At 42.4% G+C, this 16,737-nt stretch carries 17 protein-coding genes; 9 read left to right on the top strand and 8 right to left on the bottom strand.

Annotated features, from left to right (window positions below):
• Window positions 1–353: 353 nt before the first annotated feature.
• Together IHV10_RS18885 and IHV10_RS18880 are read right to left on the bottom strand one after the other, a co-directional pair.
• A complete protein-coding gene (locus tag IHV10_RS18885; protein ID WP_197133084.1) occupies window positions 354–815 on the bottom strand; it encodes a CarD family transcriptional regulator in 462 nt (153 codons plus the stop codon).
• 145 nt (window positions 816–960) lie between these two features.
• A complete protein-coding gene (locus IHV10_RS18880; RefSeq protein WP_197133081.1) occupies window positions 961–2,247 on the bottom strand; it encodes an amidohydrolase in 1,287 nt (428 codons plus the stop codon).
• A gap of 118 nt (window positions 2,248–2,365) precedes the next feature.
• On the opposite strand from IHV10_RS18880, the gene IHV10_RS18875 reads away from it, so the two are divergent.
• A complete protein-coding gene (locus tag IHV10_RS18875; protein WP_197133078.1) occupies window positions 2,366–4,429 on the top strand; it encodes a transglycosylase domain-containing protein in 2,064 nt (687 codons plus the stop codon).
• A gap of 345 nt (window positions 4,430–4,774) precedes the next feature.
• On the opposite strand, the gene IHV10_RS18870 is transcribed toward IHV10_RS18875, so the two are convergent.
• Complete coding sequence (locus IHV10_RS18870) at window positions 4,775–5,305, bottom strand: YwhD family protein (protein WP_197133075.1); 531 nt, start codon at window positions 5,303–5,305, stop codon at window positions 4,775–4,777.
• 162 nt (window positions 5,306–5,467) lie between these two features.
• Here IHV10_RS18870 and IHV10_RS18865 point away from each other — a divergent pair, with 162 nt between their 5' ends.
• Entirely contained in the window at window positions 5,468–6,784 is a 1,317-nt protein-coding gene (locus tag IHV10_RS18865) for an NCS2 family permease (RefSeq protein ID WP_197133072.1), read from the top strand.
• A gap of 236 nt (window positions 6,785–7,020) precedes the next feature.
• Here IHV10_RS18865 and IHV10_RS18860 read toward each other — a convergent pair whose 3' ends face one another.
• Complete coding sequence (locus IHV10_RS18860) at window positions 7,021–7,461, bottom strand: immunoglobulin-like domain-containing protein (protein ID WP_197133069.1); 441 nt, start codon at window positions 7,459–7,461, stop codon at window positions 7,021–7,023.
• 113 nt (window positions 7,462–7,574) lie between these two features.
• Between IHV10_RS18860 and IHV10_RS18855 the strand changes: the two genes are divergently transcribed.
• A complete protein-coding gene (locus IHV10_RS18855; protein WP_197133066.1) occupies window positions 7,575–7,784 on the top strand; it encodes a hypothetical protein in 210 nt (69 codons plus the stop codon).
• A gap of 53 nt (window positions 7,785–7,837) precedes the next feature.
• On the opposite strand, the gene IHV10_RS18850 is transcribed toward IHV10_RS18855, so the two are convergent.
• A complete protein-coding gene (locus IHV10_RS18850; protein ID WP_197133063.1) occupies window positions 7,838–8,341 on the bottom strand; it encodes a YwgA family protein in 504 nt (167 codons plus the stop codon).
• Between the two features lie 292 nt (window positions 8,342–8,633).
• The gene (locus IHV10_RS18845; protein ID WP_197133061.1) at window positions 8,634–9,917 is read right to left on the bottom strand and encodes an HD domain-containing protein; all 1,284 of its coding nucleotides are present in this window, start codon (window positions 9,915–9,917) and stop codon (window positions 8,634–8,636) included.
• Window positions 9,918–10,217: 300 nt separating this feature from the next.
• Here IHV10_RS18845 and IHV10_RS18840 point away from each other — a divergent pair, with 300 nt between their 5' ends.
• Together IHV10_RS18840 and IHV10_RS18835 are read left to right on the top strand one after the other, a co-directional pair.
• Window positions 10,218–11,018: a class I SAM-dependent methyltransferase gene (locus IHV10_RS18840; RefSeq protein ID WP_197133058.1), complete on the top strand. Its 801-nt coding sequence runs from the start codon at window positions 10,218–10,220 to the stop codon at window positions 11,016–11,018.
• Window positions 11,018–11,851, top strand: coding sequence for a lipoate--protein ligase family protein (locus IHV10_RS18835; RefSeq protein WP_197133055.1), 834 nt, complete (start codon window positions 11,018–11,020; stop codon window positions 11,849–11,851). The genes IHV10_RS18840 and IHV10_RS18835 overlap by 1 nt, the downstream gene beginning before the upstream one ends.
• Window positions 11,852–12,064: 213 nt before the next feature.
• Here the strand turns inward: IHV10_RS18835 and pta are convergent, their stop codons facing one another.
• Window positions 12,065–13,036, bottom strand: coding sequence for a phosphate acetyltransferase (gene pta, locus IHV10_RS18830; protein WP_066399140.1), 972 nt, complete (start codon window positions 13,034–13,036; stop codon window positions 12,065–12,067).
• Window positions 13,037–13,264: 228 nt separating this feature from the next.
• Between pta and IHV10_RS18825 the strand changes: the two genes are divergently transcribed.
• The 4 genes from IHV10_RS18825 to gerQ all read left to right on the top strand — a co-directional run bounded on the left by IHV10_RS18825 (window position 13,265) and on the right by gerQ (window position 16,184).
• Window positions 13,265–14,041 carry a sporulation protein gene (locus IHV10_RS18825; protein WP_197133052.1) on the top strand — a complete coding sequence of 259 codons (777 nt, stop codon included), beginning with the start codon at window positions 13,265–13,267 and terminating at the stop codon, window positions 14,039–14,041.
• Between the two features lie 78 nt (window positions 14,042–14,119).
• Entirely contained in the window at window positions 14,120–14,863 is a 744-nt protein-coding gene (hemQ, locus tag IHV10_RS18820) for a hydrogen peroxide-dependent heme synthase (RefSeq protein WP_197133111.1), read from the top strand.
• A gap of 397 nt (window positions 14,864–15,260) precedes the next feature.
• Entirely contained in the window at window positions 15,261–15,692 is a 432-nt protein-coding gene (locus IHV10_RS18815) for a cell wall hydrolase (protein WP_197133049.1), read from the top strand.
• Between the two features lie 12 nt (window positions 15,693–15,704).
• Window positions 15,705–16,184: a spore coat protein GerQ gene (gene gerQ / locus IHV10_RS18810; protein ID WP_231618382.1), complete on the top strand. Its 480-nt coding sequence runs from the start codon at window positions 15,705–15,707 to the stop codon at window positions 16,182–16,184.
• Window positions 16,185–16,256: 72 nt separating this feature from the next.
• Here the strand turns inward: gerQ and IHV10_RS18805 are convergent, their stop codons facing one another.
• A complete protein-coding gene (locus tag IHV10_RS18805; RefSeq protein WP_197133047.1) occupies window positions 16,257–16,628 on the bottom strand; it encodes a DUF423 domain-containing protein in 372 nt (123 codons plus the stop codon).
• Window positions 16,629–16,737 lie beyond the last annotated feature (109 nt).

Below are 16,737 nucleotides of genomic sequence, written 5' to 3'. Positions count from 1 at the left end.
CTCTCGGCTGCTTTTCCCATTTTACATTCAATTAACAGTACTAGTGGAGGTGGATAAGTAAATCTTCTACAAAATAGTCACTGAGGTATACCTAAAACAATGGAAGCCCTACCTCTCTTCCATCCTTACGGCTCCTTGTCCGTGCCAGTGTGAATCAGTATTACTACGATCAAGTGATTATTGATAGAAATTTTTCAAAAAACTTTATAAGGTTATAGAGGAAAGTAAATAGATAATCAAGGATTAGATTGTTGTAGAAATTATGAGGTTACTATAAGTAAGTTTAAGAAGTGTATGTTTCTGAAACGACTTTTTATGAGATGTTATTAACACCTCATATATTTTGTTAAACCTTAACAGAAACTTTTAATTTGGTTTTCAGTGATCCCTTCGATTACTTCCAGTTCACTGATTAAAAATCCATATGCACTTTCCAACATCTTTTTTTCGCTTGCATTCAGTGTCTTTTCTTTCTTCATACGCATTAAATCACGTACAACTTCAGCACCATCGCGTATTTCACCCGTTTTTAGCTTGTCCGTGTTAACTTTATATCTTTCTTTCCACGTCAGTAATGTTTCCGATTCTCCATGCTGAAAATCGTGCATAATCTGCTTCAATGCTAGGAGTTCTGTAACAGGACGTATCCTAGAATTCATAATTTTACACGCAGGAATCATAACTTGCATATTACTAACTGACATTTTTATAACATAATACTGTTGTTTTTCGTCGGGGAATTCTTTTTCTTCTATGGCTTCAATTACACCTACTCCATGCATTGGATACACAATGTTATCGCCAATTTGAAACAAATACTCCACCTCCAGATTTGCTAACCTTCTAAGAGTACCACACCTATCAATTTTAATCAAATATTTTATAATATCATAATTTTATTTTTCATGTCAATTATTTTTATAACAAAAAAAGCACCTCATTTTCGAGGTGCCGTTCTGCTTACAATCGCCCTAGAAGCTCTTTCGTTCGTTCTTTAGCGTTTGCAATCACTTTTTCTTCATCAATCGTCTTCAACTCCCGGCCACGCATGACAATCTTGCCGTCGATAATCACCGTATCAACATCTTGTCCTGTTGCAGAATATACAAGAAGGTTAGCCGGTTCATGACTCGGTGTCAGATGAAGCTTGTTCATATCCATCAATAGAAGGTCTGCCTTTTTCCCGACCGTCAAGGAACCCACTTCATCCCCGATTCCAAGGATGTCAGCTCCGTTCTGAGTCGCCATCGATAACACATCATGCGCACTGAGAACCGCCGCTTCTTCGTACTTCAATTTTTGGAACCAGCTAGCAGCTTTCATTTCTAAGAACAGATCAAGAGAGCTGGCACTCGCTGGTCCATCCGTTCCTAAACCAACCTTCACACCACTATCCATCAATCGTTTCACATCACTAATCCCACACCCGAGCTTCGCGTTACTTACCGGATTGTGTATGATTCCACCCTGTACGGTTTTCAGCGTTTCATAGTCTGCATCGTTAAAATGAACACCATGCGCGAGAAGTACATGACGGTCGAACACCCCTGATTGTTTTAAATATTCAACCGGTCTTAGCCCGTGCTTTTCTTGAATCATCTTTTCTTCATCTTTCGTTTCTGCTAGATGAATATGAAGCGGAACGTTCTTTTCTTTTGAAAGATTCACAGCTGCTTTCAAGAAATCAGGTGGACACATATACGGTGAATGCGGCGCAATCATCGTTGTGATCCTTCCGTCTCCTTTTCCGTGCCAGCGATCTACAACATCTGCTGCTTCCTTCAACCGACCTTCATAATCCGAGTCCATCGCAATAAGTCCACGCGCTATAACGGAACGAATGCCCGATTCAACGGCCGCTTCCCCGATCGTATCGATTCCTATGTACATATCAGCGTATGATGTGGTTCCACTCTTGATCATTTCCGCCATGGAAAGAAGGGCGCCCCAATAGCGATCTTCATCATTCATCTTCATCTCAAGCGGAAGCATCTTTTTATTAAGCCAAGTCATCAATGTCACATCATCACTATAGCAGCGCAAAAGAGACATCGGTGTATGCTGATGGCCGTTTACTAATCCCGGCAGCGCCAGCATTCCTTTACCGTCTAGCTTCTCAACCGTTTCATTGCATTCAAAGTTTCCTATTGAATCAATTTTATTATCTTTTATAAGGATGTCTCCCGTGTTAACAACCCATTTTCCATCTGCCGAAGCCGTCATATATTGAATGTTTTGTATAAGCATGTTACGAACCTCCTCTTTCTCACAGCCATTATAGCACTTCATTCCCTTATCACGTTTAAGGAGCATCTTTTTTCACCATACTAGATAACAAAATGAGAGTTTTTAAGGAGGGCGGATTATGAAGTTTTGGCAGATCTATAAAGAAGCTACGAAACAGCAGAAAATACGCTGGATGAAAAAATGGGGTCTTATCGTCACTGGATGCTTTGCATTATCATTTGTTGGACTGTTGCTGCTCGCTAAACTCATGGGCCCTCCCGCTCTGCTTGTTCCACAAACAACCATCATGTATGCAGCGGACGGTTCCAAAATGGGAGAGATCAACAACGGCGGTCAGAACCGATATTGGGTCCCACTCGAAAAAATCGATAAACATGTGATCGACGCTACGATCTCTATTGAAGATAAAAGTTTTTATAAACATAACGGTTTTGATATGAAGCGGATCGGTGGTGCTTTACTCGCTGACCTTAAAGCTGGAGCAAAAGTGCAAGGAGCGAGTACCATCACGCAGCAATATGCTCGTAACCTTTTTTTAACGCATGACAAAACATGGCGAAGAAAGTTTCAAGAGGCGTTCTATACCCTTCGTCTTGAGATGAGCTATTCGAAGGATGAGATTTTAGAAGGTTATTTGAACACGATCTATTACGGACATGGCTCTTACGGAATCCAATCCGCTTCTCGCTATTATTTTGGCAAAGATGCAAAAGAGCTCTCACTAAGTGAAGCGACGATGTTAGCTGGGATCCCTAAAGGTCCGAGCTACTATTCTCCGGTCCTTCATGAAGACAACGCGAAGAAAAGACAGAGCATCATCTTAAACGCGATGGCTGAAGATGGAACGATTAAGAAAGCTTCCGTTCAAAAAGCAGCATCAGCCCCATTAACTTATGTACGAGAAGAAGAGGAAGAGGTCGCAACGGTCGCTCCTTATTTTCAGGATGCGGTTATGCGCGCTTTAAAAAAGGAATTGAACGTGAACACAAATTCGATACAGTTTGGCGGACTTCGTATCTACACAACGCTCGACCCTAAAATGCAAGCAGATGCTGAACACACGATTGAAAATCGCATCATCGATAACAGTTCGATCCAGACAGCTCTAGTCGCTATGGATCCTCGCAGCGGAGATGTAAAAGCGCTCGTAGGCGGCAGAGATTTTGAGCAGAGTTCGTTCAACCGCGCGCTTCAAGCCAAACGCGCACCTGGTTCAACATTTAAGCCATTTCTATATTATACGGCGCTCGAACATGGATACACCGCGTCTACTCCAATAAAATCTGAACCAACAACATTCGCGATGGGAGACGGTGTTGGCGATTATAAGCCGAAGAACTTCAAGAATCGCTACGCCAACGATTTTATTACGATGGCTCAGGCGCTCGCTCTGTCCGATAATATTTATGCGGTAAAAACGAACCTTTATCTAGGTCCTAAGAAACTTGTGAAAACAGCTAAGAAATTCGGGATCAAAAGTGAACTCGCAAGCATCCCTTCACTAGCTTTAGGATCAAAAGCAGTAGGCGTGTTAGAACTGACGAACGCATACGGCGTTTTTGCGAACGGCGGAAAAAAAGTAGAGCCTGTATTTATCACGAAGATCACCGATTCTAAAGGAAAAGTGCTATATGAACACAAATATGAAAGCAAACAAGTAATCGACGAGAACAAAGCATTTGTCATGACCGATCTGTTAGCAGGTACGTTTGATGAAAAATTGAATGACTACACAAGTGTTACGGGTTCAAGTATCAACCACTATTTGACGCGTCCAATGGCTGGGAAATCTGGGTCTACGCCAAATGACAGCTGGATGGTCGGATATTCTCCACAACTCGTTACAGGTGTTTGGGTAGGATACGATAACAACGAAGAGCTGCATGATGTGAACGATACAGGTTACTCCAAACGGATCTGGGCGTATTTTATGGAGAGCGCATTGAAAGACAAAGAGATTTTATCATTTGAACAGCCAGAAGGCGTAACAGCGGTAACCATCAACCCGCAAAACGGTAAGCTCGCAACCGACAGCTGTCCGGTAACACGCATCTCGTATTATGAAAAAGGAACAGAACCTTTAGAGTATTGTGATGAACATGGTGCTTCGAGTGAAATAAAAGAAAAATTAGAGCAGAAAAAAGAGGAAAAAGGTTTTTTCAAGCGGATTTTTTCTTGGTGATGCGTGTGTAGGTGTGACTGGCTAGCTATGCGAAGCGGCGGATTCTTAAGTTTCGGACTGAAATCCAAAAGTTTTGAGCTTGAATCCTTAAGTTTCGGGCTTTAACCCACGAGTTTGTGAAAGATATCCGCGAGTCGACAATATTCGAATGATTCTACCTCAATCGTAACCTACAACATGCTAAAAAGACAAAATAAAATGCCCGGAGCTCTACTACAGGAGCCCCGGGCACTTTATTGTCCTAGAAACATTGTGTGTACAATGCTACCTATATTTTAATGGAAGTGCTTTCTTGTCACAAGTTATTTGCAAAATGTTCAAAAAAGGTTCATAACTTTGCCATTTTTATTCCACTAATGACTTAATTTCGTCACTAGAACGGTTAAACATCGCTTCATCATGTTCTTTAAGGAAGTTTCCGAGCACGCGACGAGCGTTTTCGTCCATATCCTCAATGATGATTTTGCCCTTCATGGATTTATCCATACGGTTCACGTGTTCTGGCAGACTCTTATAGCCTCTTCGTGCTTCAACATCTACTCGCATCTCGCAAGCTGTCAATCCGAAGTAAAACGGTCCTTCTGCTTTTCGATTGATCGTTACCCAAACGAGCCAATATAGGCGTGGATTTGGTGTATCTTCACGATTCGGAGTAAATTTTATGCGTTTTTCTACATCGCTTCTCGCGTGCATGGCTCCCATGTCGATATAAGCGATCGACTCTTCAACATCGACGATTACAGGTGTTACGTGATCAAGCGTCAGACTCCCGACACCGTAACCGCCATGCCCGTCTGTGGAGTCACCACTTATGATGGTAAAACCCATCCCTTTTTTCTTTTTGTCACCATCATTGGAATTGAAAAAATCTTTCATGCTTCCAGCTCCTCTAAACATTCATTGTTATCACGTATTGTATCACAAATCATAAAAAACTCTCAGTTGGAAACTTTAAAGATAATTGTTGAAATCACACTTAAAAACGAATATTATATATCATGTACTCATAAATCGTTCGTATTTTGGAGGTTCTAACGTATGCTTTCTTCATTTTTCAAACTAAAAGAACTTGGTACGACCATCAAAACAGAAATATTAGCAGGAATCACAACATTCCTGACGATGGTGTACATTGTTATAGTCAACCCGATTATCCTGCATTCCGCTGGTGTTCCTTTTGACACTGTGTTTATTGCAACCATTATTGCCACGGTAGTCGGTACACTGTGGATGGCTTTAATGGCCAACTATCCGATCGCCATTGCTCCAGGTATGGGGCTGAACGCATATTTTGCGTTTTCTGTTGTAGGAAACAACCCTAATATTGACTATCGTATCGCGTTTGGGGCAGTTTTTGTGGCAGGAATAATCTTTGTCATCTTATCTTTAACACCGTTTCGTGAAAAATTGATCGAATCTATTCCAGCAAACCTAAAGCATGGTATTACAGCTGGTATCGGACTGTTTATCGCGTTCATCGGTTTGCGTCTTACTAAAATCATTGTGGCTCACCCTGATAACTTAGTAACTTTAGGTGATATGCATTCACCAACTGTTCTCCTTGCTCTTGGTGGTCTTGCTATCACGTTGATCCTGATGGGACTAAACGTGAACGGTGCCCTATTCTTCGGAATGATCATCACGGGCGCAATCGCCTACTTTACAGGGCATTTAGAATTTAAAGAAGGATTTGTATCAACGCCAAACTCACCATCAGAACTTTTCATCTTTGGTGATCCGATCACAGCCTTTTCTGACGTGTTTCAATATGGATTATATGCGGTTGTGTTCTCCTTCTTGCTTGTAACGATCTTTGATACTACCGGTACGATGGTTGGAGTAGCAGAACAAGCTGGACTAATGAAGGGCAATAAGATGCCTCGTGCACGTCAAGCACTGTTAGCTGATTCCGTTGCGACGACAGTTGGTGCTGCGTTTGGTACGAGCCCGACAAGCGCTTATATCGAATCATCTTCAGGCGTAGCTGCAGGCGGTCGTTCTGGTCTGACGTCTGTAGTGGTCGCGATGCTATTTGTAGCCGCTGCGTTCTTTTCACCACTCGTTGGTGCGATCTCAGGATTATCCGCAATTACTGCACCGACACTGATTATTGTCGGAAGCTTGATGCTTGGTTCACTTAGCAAGATTAATTGGAACGAACTTGATGAAGCATTCCCAGCGTTCTTAATCATTTTAACGATGCCATTAACGTCTTCAATCGCAACAGGTATCGCGTTAGGGTTCATCTCGTATCCGATTCTAAAAATTGTAAAAGGTAAATATCGTGAAGTTCCGTTCTTGGTTTACTTATTTGCCGTATTGTTCTTCTATCAACTAGCGTTTTTACCTCATTAAAAATAGTTTGAAAGCAGTTGATTTCCGCTCCAGGTTGCACGCTTTCCACGGGGCGAACGGTGAGCCTCCTGCCGCTAAGCGCCTTTAGGAGTCTCCACCTGACCGCTCGTCCCGTAGGAGTCGGCAACCTTGCGCTACAATCAACTTTTCAACGAAGTAATAGAAGCAATGATACATCCATAAAAACTAAAAAAAGACCGGCCGACCCTAAAACTATAGGGCTGACCGGTCTTTTGTTATTTTGTCTCGAACACAACGGCTACTTTTTCCTTCTTTTCATCTACAAAGAACTCTTTCGATACACGATAGGTTCCTGCATCTTGTTCTTTAAGATCAACCGCTTGATCATAGTTTGATCCAGCTTTCACCATGATCATCTGCTCGGTAAACATCTGATTCTGATTTACTTTCGTCCATTTACCGTCTGTCCACTTTTCTAGTGCATACGCGGTTCCAGTACCAGCTTCTTTATCGGATGCGTTTTTCAACGTTAATTTTGCTTCTTCACTATTTTCTTGGAGTGCGAGTTCAGCTTGTACACCCTCTTTTTCAGACGGTATCTCGTTCTTAACCTGAGGTGCTCCGTTCTTCTTATCCTCTTCTGGCATTGCTTTCGAGCCACAAGCGGCGAGGAGAACGAGCAGACATGCCATTACAATCAGCTTCATGTTTTTCATCACTAAGCCCTCCTTTTACCCTGTTAGTCGTACCTCATATAAAAAAGTTTCAAACAAACTGTCGTTTATAAGGAGAATGTGCTGGATATGCTGATAATAGAGGAGGCGCTAGCATGAAGATTTGGCTTGTTGCATTAATTTTATCACTCTTGTTTATAGGACTCGGAATCGGCTATTACGCAACGCGCCTTTATGAGAAAAGTGTGGCAAAAGGCTTTTTCATGACGCTGCTCGGCATTATCGTTCCATTTACGATCTTTATCACATTTATTTATATTTATGGCGTTTTCAATAACGGCCATCCACTACAATTTAGATGGTAAATAAAAAACCTGTTCATTAGCGCCGATTTCACGCTCTTTAAACAGGTTTATCTTTATTGAACTTGTCCTTTTAATGAATCAATATACAGAAAAGCTTCATCCATCTCTTCTTCAGTATACTTTTGCTTTGCTTTTACCGTTTGTACTTTTTCCTTGATCTCGTCCTTTTCCAGCTTTTCGAAATACATCACGGTTGAAACAAGCTCTAAAAACCTGGAAGACTGTTCATTCATTGAACGAACGCAGCTCCCTAGCTTTTCGATCTGCGCGCCGTATGTGGATAGAAGCTTCTTCCCTTCTTCGTTTACCGCATAACGGTACTGCGAATAGCCGCTCACCTTTTCTTTCACTTCATGTATGTAACCCATGTTGCAAAGCTCTTCAATCTTCAATGTTAATTCTTCTGAATATGGGCCGTAAAAATGAAATTGATACTTTTCTTGGTAAGGAAAGTTTAGTTTTTTAGCGATGTATACCATCTTTTGAAGCTTTTTCCGACCGACGACTTCTCCGGCTTCTTGAATCAAGGTGACTACCTTTAAATGATCCTCAAACACAGTACGTTCCCCCTAACATCCTTTTTCGTTTTTATCTATTTTTTCTTTGATTATTCAAGGTTGCGTTTGTAAGTAGTTGATTTCCGTTTCAGGTGCTCGCTTTCCGGGGGGCGTGCGGTGAGCCACTTGCCGCTTTGCGCCGTTAAGTGTCTCACCTGTCCCGCTGATCCCCCAGGAGTCTCCCACCTTACACTCCAATCAACTTGTCAGTGATGTCTTCTAGAAACAAACAATAAAAAACCTCTTGAAGTGAATTTAACAGCAAAAAAATTTCAATCCACTGTTAAATGCCCTATCTATTCAAAATCTCTTTAATTTTACTTTTAAGCGTTGTATCCTCAATCGCTTCGATCAGATCGAGTGGATAATAGAGTTTGTGATCGGTTCGGCGTTTGCCCGAGATCGCTTCGACCACGTCTGATTCTCTGGACAGCTCACGGATATCGCCGTTTGGTTTTAATAGGTTGATCGGCAGACGCTCTTCTTTTTCGCCTGGGCGGTAAAAGTCGTATGGCAGATCTGATGATGAATCTACTACTAAATAATATTTCGGATTGATGCCCGCTTCTGTAAAGTAACTCGACAGCAGGTGTCCGTCCGTAAATGAGACCATTTCGGTGTACTTAAATAATTTCCGATCGATGAAACGATGACATAGATCACTTAAGATTGTGTCCTCTTCTTCCATCCAACCTTGGAAATAATAATGGATCACACCTTCATCGAGTGAAATATAATCGTGAAGCGAAACATTGCCTTCAAAAAGCGTTTTAAAATGAGAAAGTTCTCTTTTGAATGAATACCCTGTTTCATAAAGCTCCTTCGCTCGGTGCAAAATTTTACTCAATATGACTTCCGCACTTCTCGTTACGGGATGAAAATACACTTGCCAGTACATTTGGTAACGACTCATGATATAGTCTTCTACCGCATGCATGCCGCTTGATTTAATGACGACGCCCTCTTCAGTCGGTCGCATCACACGAAGGATTCGCTCGATATCAAAATTGCCGTAGCTCACTCCTGTAAAATAAGCGTCCCGCAAAAGATAATCCATTCTGTCTGCATCAATCTGACTGGAGATCAGACTGACGATCAATTTATCTCTATGTGTTTTCGCGATCACTTCTGCTACTTGTACAGGAAAATCTTCTCCCATCTGCAAAAGCACGCGATGAACTTCTGTATCGCCTAGTATAATGTCTCTACTGAATTCCTCATGATCCACACCGAACACTTTTTCAAAAGAGTGTGAGAATGGACCGTGTCCTACATCATGTAGAAGAGCCGCTGAAAGAACAAGCAGACGCTTTTCAGGGTCCCATGTTTTCTTTTCTTGAAAAATATCAATGATCCGCCTCGTAATCTCATAAACACCCAGAGAATGGCTAAAACGGCTATGTTCTGCTCCATGAAATGTTAGGTATGTCGTCCCAAGCTGCCGAATTCTTCGCAGTCTTTGAAACTCGCGCGTACCGATCAGACGCCAGATCAGCTCATCACGCACGTGAATATAGCGATGCACTGGGTCTTTAAATACTTTCTCTTCGTGCAACTTTCCTAAGAGTTTAGCCATTGATTTTTTTCCTGCTCCTTCACCTGCATTTATAGGTAAGAATTCTCGTAAAAAAGAAAAATCCCTTCCTCGTCCGTCTAGCTAAGAAGGTATTTTCTGTATAAGTATCGTGTTGTAACTACTAGAATATACCCTATTGTATCGTGTTCTTAACTTTGAAAACAACCACTATTTTTTTCTATCCGCACTCCCTTTTTATCGGTATTCACACCATTTTCTTACCGTTCACATTTGGGTTATACTAGATAAGGCTTATAACGGAAATGATAGATTTTATATAGATTTCAGGAGGAACCAATCATGGATCAAGATCGAAGAATTAGAAACGGACAAGCTTGGAGCAACAGCTCTTATACAGCCTGGGTCAACCGCTTTGGCGTGCCGGAGAAAGCAGTTTCTCGTATTCTAAAAGATCCGAAACGCAGACTTCAGCCATTAGATCAGTACATTGGTGAAGTCTCAGGCAAAAAGATCGTGAATCTCTTAGGTTCACACGGCAGTAAAGCAGTCGCACTCTCTCTTCTTGGAGCAGAGACGACAGTGATCGATATCTCTGATTCAAACGCAGCATATGCGCGTGAACTGGCTGCTGCCGCTAACGTTGATGTCCGCTATGTGGTAGAAGATATCTTAAATCTGCCAGAATCCGAAATGACAGGGAATTATGATATGGCATTCATGGAAAACGGCATTCTGCACTATTTTGCTGATCTGAACGAATACTTCAGCGTTGTTAGAGGACTGTTGAAAAAGGGAGGAACATTGATCCTGCAAGATTTCCACCCTGTTTCTACAAAGTTGATAGAATCTCAAGGAAAGAGCCAAGCGGTAAGGAAGCATAAAGTTTCGGGAGATTATTTTAGTGAAGAGCTTGTTACAACAGATGTAGCTTATTCAAAATTTTTACCTGAACTACAGTATGCGACTTCAGAAGAACGCGCACCGTTCCAAGTACAGATCCGCCAATGGACGCTTGGTGAAATTATAACTGCTATCGGATCTGCCGGCCTTTGGATTAAACAGCTCGTTGAAGAACCACACCCAGATGAACTCGACCGCGGCATTCCAAAATCGTTCATCATCGTGGCGGAGAAATTGTAATGACCGACCATCTACTCTCTCAGCCTGTCTGGCGGTTGATCGACCAGTCTACACTCGGTCCGTCTTTTGATGCACGGCAGTCTTTCGCTACAGATGATACGCTTTGTACGTCGATCGGCAGCGGTAATTCTCCGGCAACTGCACGCACATGGGTGCATCACGACACAATCGTCCTCGGCATACAAGACACACGTCTTCCTCACCTAAAAGAGGCGATTGAATACTTAGAGTCGCGAGGATACCGGGCAATCGTAAGGAATTCAGGCGGACTTGCTGTTGTGCTCGATAGCGGTGTGTTGAACATCTCGCTTATTCTTCCTGAAAAAGAAGGGACGATCGACATCAATCAAGGGTACGACACGATGACTGCACTTGTGGAAGAGCTTCTTGCGCCGTATGATGCAAAGTTTGAAGCATACGAGATCGTAGGCTCTTATTGCCCGGGAAGTTACGATCTAAGTATCGGCGGCAGAAAGTTTGCAGGAATCTCTCAGCGGCGTATGCGCGGCGGTGTTGCGGTACAGATTTACTTATGTGTAGACGGCAGCGGTTCAGAGCGCGCGTCCGTGATCGGAGAATTTTATAAGCGCGGTTTGGCTGGCGAGGATACAAAGTTCCAATATCCAGAGATAGAGCCTGATGTGATGGCCAGTTTAGCGGAACTGCTGGGGCACCCGTTAACCGTGGCAGATATACACGCTTCATTATTACGAGTGCTTCACAAAAACAGCGAGCTTTTTTACAGCGGTCAGCTTTCGGTCGAGGAAAGCGAGCTGCTTCCTGGAAATATAAAGCGAATGTGGGATCGAAACGAGAAGGCACTGTCACTTTAGGTGGCAGTGTCTTTTTGAGGTGTACAGGATATGACTTGAAATTTATTTTTATGTGATGAATGGCTATTTTTATGTGATTAGCGGTAATTTTTATGTGATGTGACTCCATTTTTATGTGATGATGTATTTTTAGCAGCTGCTCGGCCACCATAACATCCATTTTCCATACAAAAAAGCCAGCTGCTTTAGAGCTGGCTTCACTACATTATGAACTTACAGAGCTTGCATCGCTGTAATCAACGCTAATTTATAAACGTCTTCTGCATTACATCCGCGAGATAGATCGTTTACAGGCATGTTCAAGCCTTGAAGGATCGGTCCGATCGCTTCAAATCCGCCAAGACGTTGAACCATCTTGTATCCGATGTTTCCTGTTTCAAGACTTGGGAAGATAAATACGTTCGCTTCCCCTTTAATCGGTGATTCAGGAGCTTTTTTCGCTGCTACAGATGGAACGAATGCTGCATCGAACTGAAGCTCTCCATCATATGGGAAGTCTGGGTTCATTCCCTTTAATACTTCCAACGCTTCTACAACCTTTTCTGTCTCTGGAGAAACCGCTGATCCTTTTGTAGAGAAAGAAAGAAGTGCGACTTTTGGATCGATACCGAAAACACGTGCCGTTTCAGCAGAAACCATCGCAGATTCAGCTAGATCTTGGCTGTTAGGTGAGATGTTGATCGCGCAATCTGCGAACACATACTTTTCATCGCCACGAACCATGATGAACGCGCCAGAAGTCTTCTTAACGCCTTCTTTTGTTTTGATGATCTGTAGAGCTGGACGAACGGTATCAGCAGTAGAATGTGCTGCACCACTTACAAGTCCGTGAGCTTTCCCCGTGTAAACAAGCATCGTTCCGAAATAGTTCTCATCTAAAAGAATTTTGCGTGCTTGTTCTTCTGTTGTTTTTCCTTTACGGCGTTCAACTAACGCATCAACCAAAGCGTCGAACTCTCCATATTCAGCAGGGTTTAGTACTTCTACCCCATCAAGTGAAAATCCGCCAGCTTGTGCTTTTGCTGTTACGTCAGCAGGATTTCCTATTAAAATCGGTTGTAGAACTTTCTCAGATGCTAGACGGCTCGCCGCCTCTAGAATTCTTTCATCCGTACCTTCTGGAAAAACGATTGTTGGGTTAGCGGACTGGACTTTACTCTTTAAATCTATAAAAAGATCACTCATGATTTAGCCTCCTATTTTCTCTATATAAACTGTACTTTTTTGCACTCACTATTAGGGTACTCCTTTTTTCACACCTTTTAAACCTATCCATGCAGTTGTAAGCGCTTGATAAAAGAAGTTCTTATATTTAGAATTTTTTTACGTCTATGAAATTTATTTATTGGAAAATGAATCTTTTTCGCCCATCTATCGTAAAATTGTTTGAAAAATGTTGAGGAGGAATTATACATGTCTTTTGTAAACCGTATGTTAGCTTCTGTAGGTATTGGATCAGCAAAGGTAGACACCATTTTAGATAAAGATACGTACTCACCTGGTGAGAGCATTACAGGAAAGATTAGAATCGAGGGTGGTAAAGTCGATCAAAATATCGATCACATCACTCTTTATGTCATGACAGAATACTATCGTGAAGTGGACGATAAAAAAGTGAGAGATACTGCTGCGATTGAAAAGACAAATGTTACGAGCTCACTTGTTGTAAAAGCTGGCAGTCAGCAAGAGATTCCGTTCTCTCTTAAACTTCCATATGATGCGCCATTAACACTTGGCCACACTCCGGTATGGATCAAAACTGGACTTGATATCCAGATGGCAGTAGATCCAACAGATAACGATCAGATTCGCGTACTGCCTGACGCTGAAACGACTGCGATCTTTGATGCGATCGAGCAGCTTGGATTCCGCCTCAGAAAAGCATACTGCGGTTCTGCACCGCGTTATATGCGCCGCAGACTTCCGTTTTTACAAGAATTTGAGTATGTGCCAACGTCAGGAGCATATGCTGGAAAGCTGGATGAGCTTGAAGTGATCTTAGTTCCACAAACAGACAGCATCGAGCTGTTCTTAGAAATCGATAAAAAAGGAAAAGGATTGTTCGGCATGCTTTCTGAAGCGATGGATATGGATGAGACGAAGGTTCGCCTCACTCTGTCACGCGCTGAGCTTCGAAATCCTGCTGGTGTTAAAAGTAAGATTGAGCAGTTGCTTCGCCAATACAGCTAATTCCTCCTTTTTGGATTCGTCCCTACTTATGGTATATTTGTAGGGACGTGTTTATTTCTAGCAAGGAGTGAATAATTGATGAGTGAAGCAGCGATTACACTAGAAGGCTGGTATTGCCTTCATGATTTCCGTACGATGGACTGGGCCTCTTGGAAAACGCTTTCGGGTGACCAGAGAGAATATGCGATCAATGAATTTTTGACGTTCCTAGAGAAATGGGAGAACGTAGAAGCAAACAAAGTGGGCAGTCACGCTCTTTACAGCATCATGGGTCAAAAAGCTGACTTTATGCTGATGCTTCTTCGTCCGACGATGGAAGAGCTGAACGAAATCGAAAATGCATTTAACAAAACAGCATTCGCACAATATACAGTAAAAGAATACTCTTACGTTTCGGTTGTCGAGCTAAGTACGTACAATCCACAAAACGAGAGCGGCGAGATGGATCCAATGATCAAAGCTCGTCTGTTCCCTGAACTGCCAAAATGGAAGCATGTTTGCTTCTATCCGATGGATAAGCGTCGTGATGGCGAGGATAACTGGTACATGCTTCCGATGGAAGAACGCAAGAAGATGATGTACTCTCACGGCATGATCGGCCGCGGGTATGCAGGAAAAGTGAAGCAGATCATCACAGGTTCAGTTGGTCTAGACGACTGGGAATGGGGCGTAACGCTGTTCTCAAACGACATGCTTCAATTCAAAAAACTCGTATACGAAATGCGCTTTGACGAAGTAAGTGCGCGCTACGGCGAGTTCGGATCGTTCTACGTTGGAAACATCCTTACAAAAGAAGCAGTGCCTGCTTATTTGCAGGTGTAATGATGGAGATGACTCATTCTTATGTGATGAGTCATCTTTTTTGTTTTTGTCGAAACTTTGATAAATTTTTTTATCCGTGAATTTATTAACTTTATCCGTGAAATTATGCATACTTACCGTGAATAAAAAATGGATTACCGTGAAATTAATTGCTAGAGGTTGCCCCATTTAAACATCTATCTATAATGTTCTTTCCACAAGAACATACCTTCCACTCTACTGATTCTTTCATTGCTGATTAGAATCAATTTATCAGCACCACCTCATAAATGTCCCAAAAACATGAAACTCCCATCCTATTTTTGGTCTAGTTTTCCAAAACAGCTCATACACATATATCGAATGTTCTGTTTCCCTGCTTGTACACCAAGATTAACAACATAGAGGGGGAAGGCAATTGGCAGTCATTAAAGCTACAAATAAGGATATTGACTTGCTGGCACGTCTCATACGTGCGGAAGCTGAGGGTGAAGGTGACCAAGGGATGCTCCTTGTTGGTAATACCGGCGTCAATCGAATTCGCTCCAACTGCCTTGATTTTAAAAATATTCGTACGATGCAGCAGATGGTCTTTCAAAGACCTGGTGGATTTGAAGCCACGATCAAAGGATATTTTTATCAAGGTGCTAGAGAGAATGAAAGAAGGTTAGCGAGAAGGGTTATTAACGGGCAGCGCTTCCACCCTGCCAGAAATTCGTTATGGTTTTTCGATCCAACAGGGGCTTGTCCGAAGACTTGGTACAATCAGCCTCATTCGGGAAGCTTCAAGGCTCACTGTTTTTATCAGCCGAAACAAAGCGATTGTCCAAATGTGTTTAACACCTTTTAGGGAGGTTTGTTGATGAACAACTTTAATCCGTACGGCCAAGATTATTATCGGGCTCAGAATGGAATGGGTATGATGGGTGGCGGCATGGGAGGAATGGCAGGCATGGGGGTTCCTCAAGACATGGCACAAAGTCAGCAGGCACCAGGAATGGGCGGCGGCCCTCTGCAAGATATCGGTGCACCTGGGCAGCTTCCGCTCGAGCAGTCCTACATCGAAAATATTTTAAGGATGAACAAAGGGAAAGTCGCAACCGTTTATATGACCTTCGAAAACAATGAAAAATGGAACGCCAAGGTGTTCAAAGGAATCATTGAAGCCGCTGGCCGTGATCACATCATCCTAAGCGATCCGCAAACAGGTAAACGTTACCTGCTATTGATGGTGTATGTAAACTATGTCACGTTTGATGAAGAGATCAATTATAGCTATCCGTATGGCACACAGCAACAACAGCAACAAGGTGGTCAGATGTCCCAATACAGCCCTCGTTGATAGATATTATTTATGTCTGGTTCAGGCAATTATAGAACAGGCGCCCTCTAATTTTAAGAGAGCGCCTTTTTATTATGCTTTTACTACAGCAACAATCAGCAGAATCCAACCAACGATAAATGCTACGCCGCCAAGCGGTGTAATAGGACCAAAGAATTTCATACCTGTCGTTGAGAGAGCATATAGACTTCCTGAGAAAAGCAATATACCGATAAAGAAAGACCAACCTGCTCCTGTTAATAGCGTTGAAGCTGGAAATTTACCAAGTAAAACACCGACAACTAACAAAGCTAGTGCATGATACATGTGATATTGAACTCCAGTTTGGTACACATTTAGCATGTTCTTAGCATTTAATTTAGCTTCGAGTGCATGTGCACCGAAAGCTCCGAGCATGACTGCAAGCATTGCGTGAATCGCACCTAATATAAGAAAAAGCTTCATCCTGTTCCACTCCTGTTTTTCTTTTATCTTACCATTGAAAAATGACAATACAAAGGTTGCCACAGGATTGTAAAAATTTTGGCGGACGGGTTGTCCATGATAAAAAAAG

This window comes from Fictibacillus sp. 5RED26, assembly GCF_015903895.1.
GTDB classification, from domain to species: domain Bacteria; phylum Bacillota; class Bacilli; order Bacillales; family Fictibacillaceae; genus Fictibacillus; species Fictibacillus phosphorivorans.
This window is presented reverse-complemented; position numbering and strand designations above follow the sequence as displayed.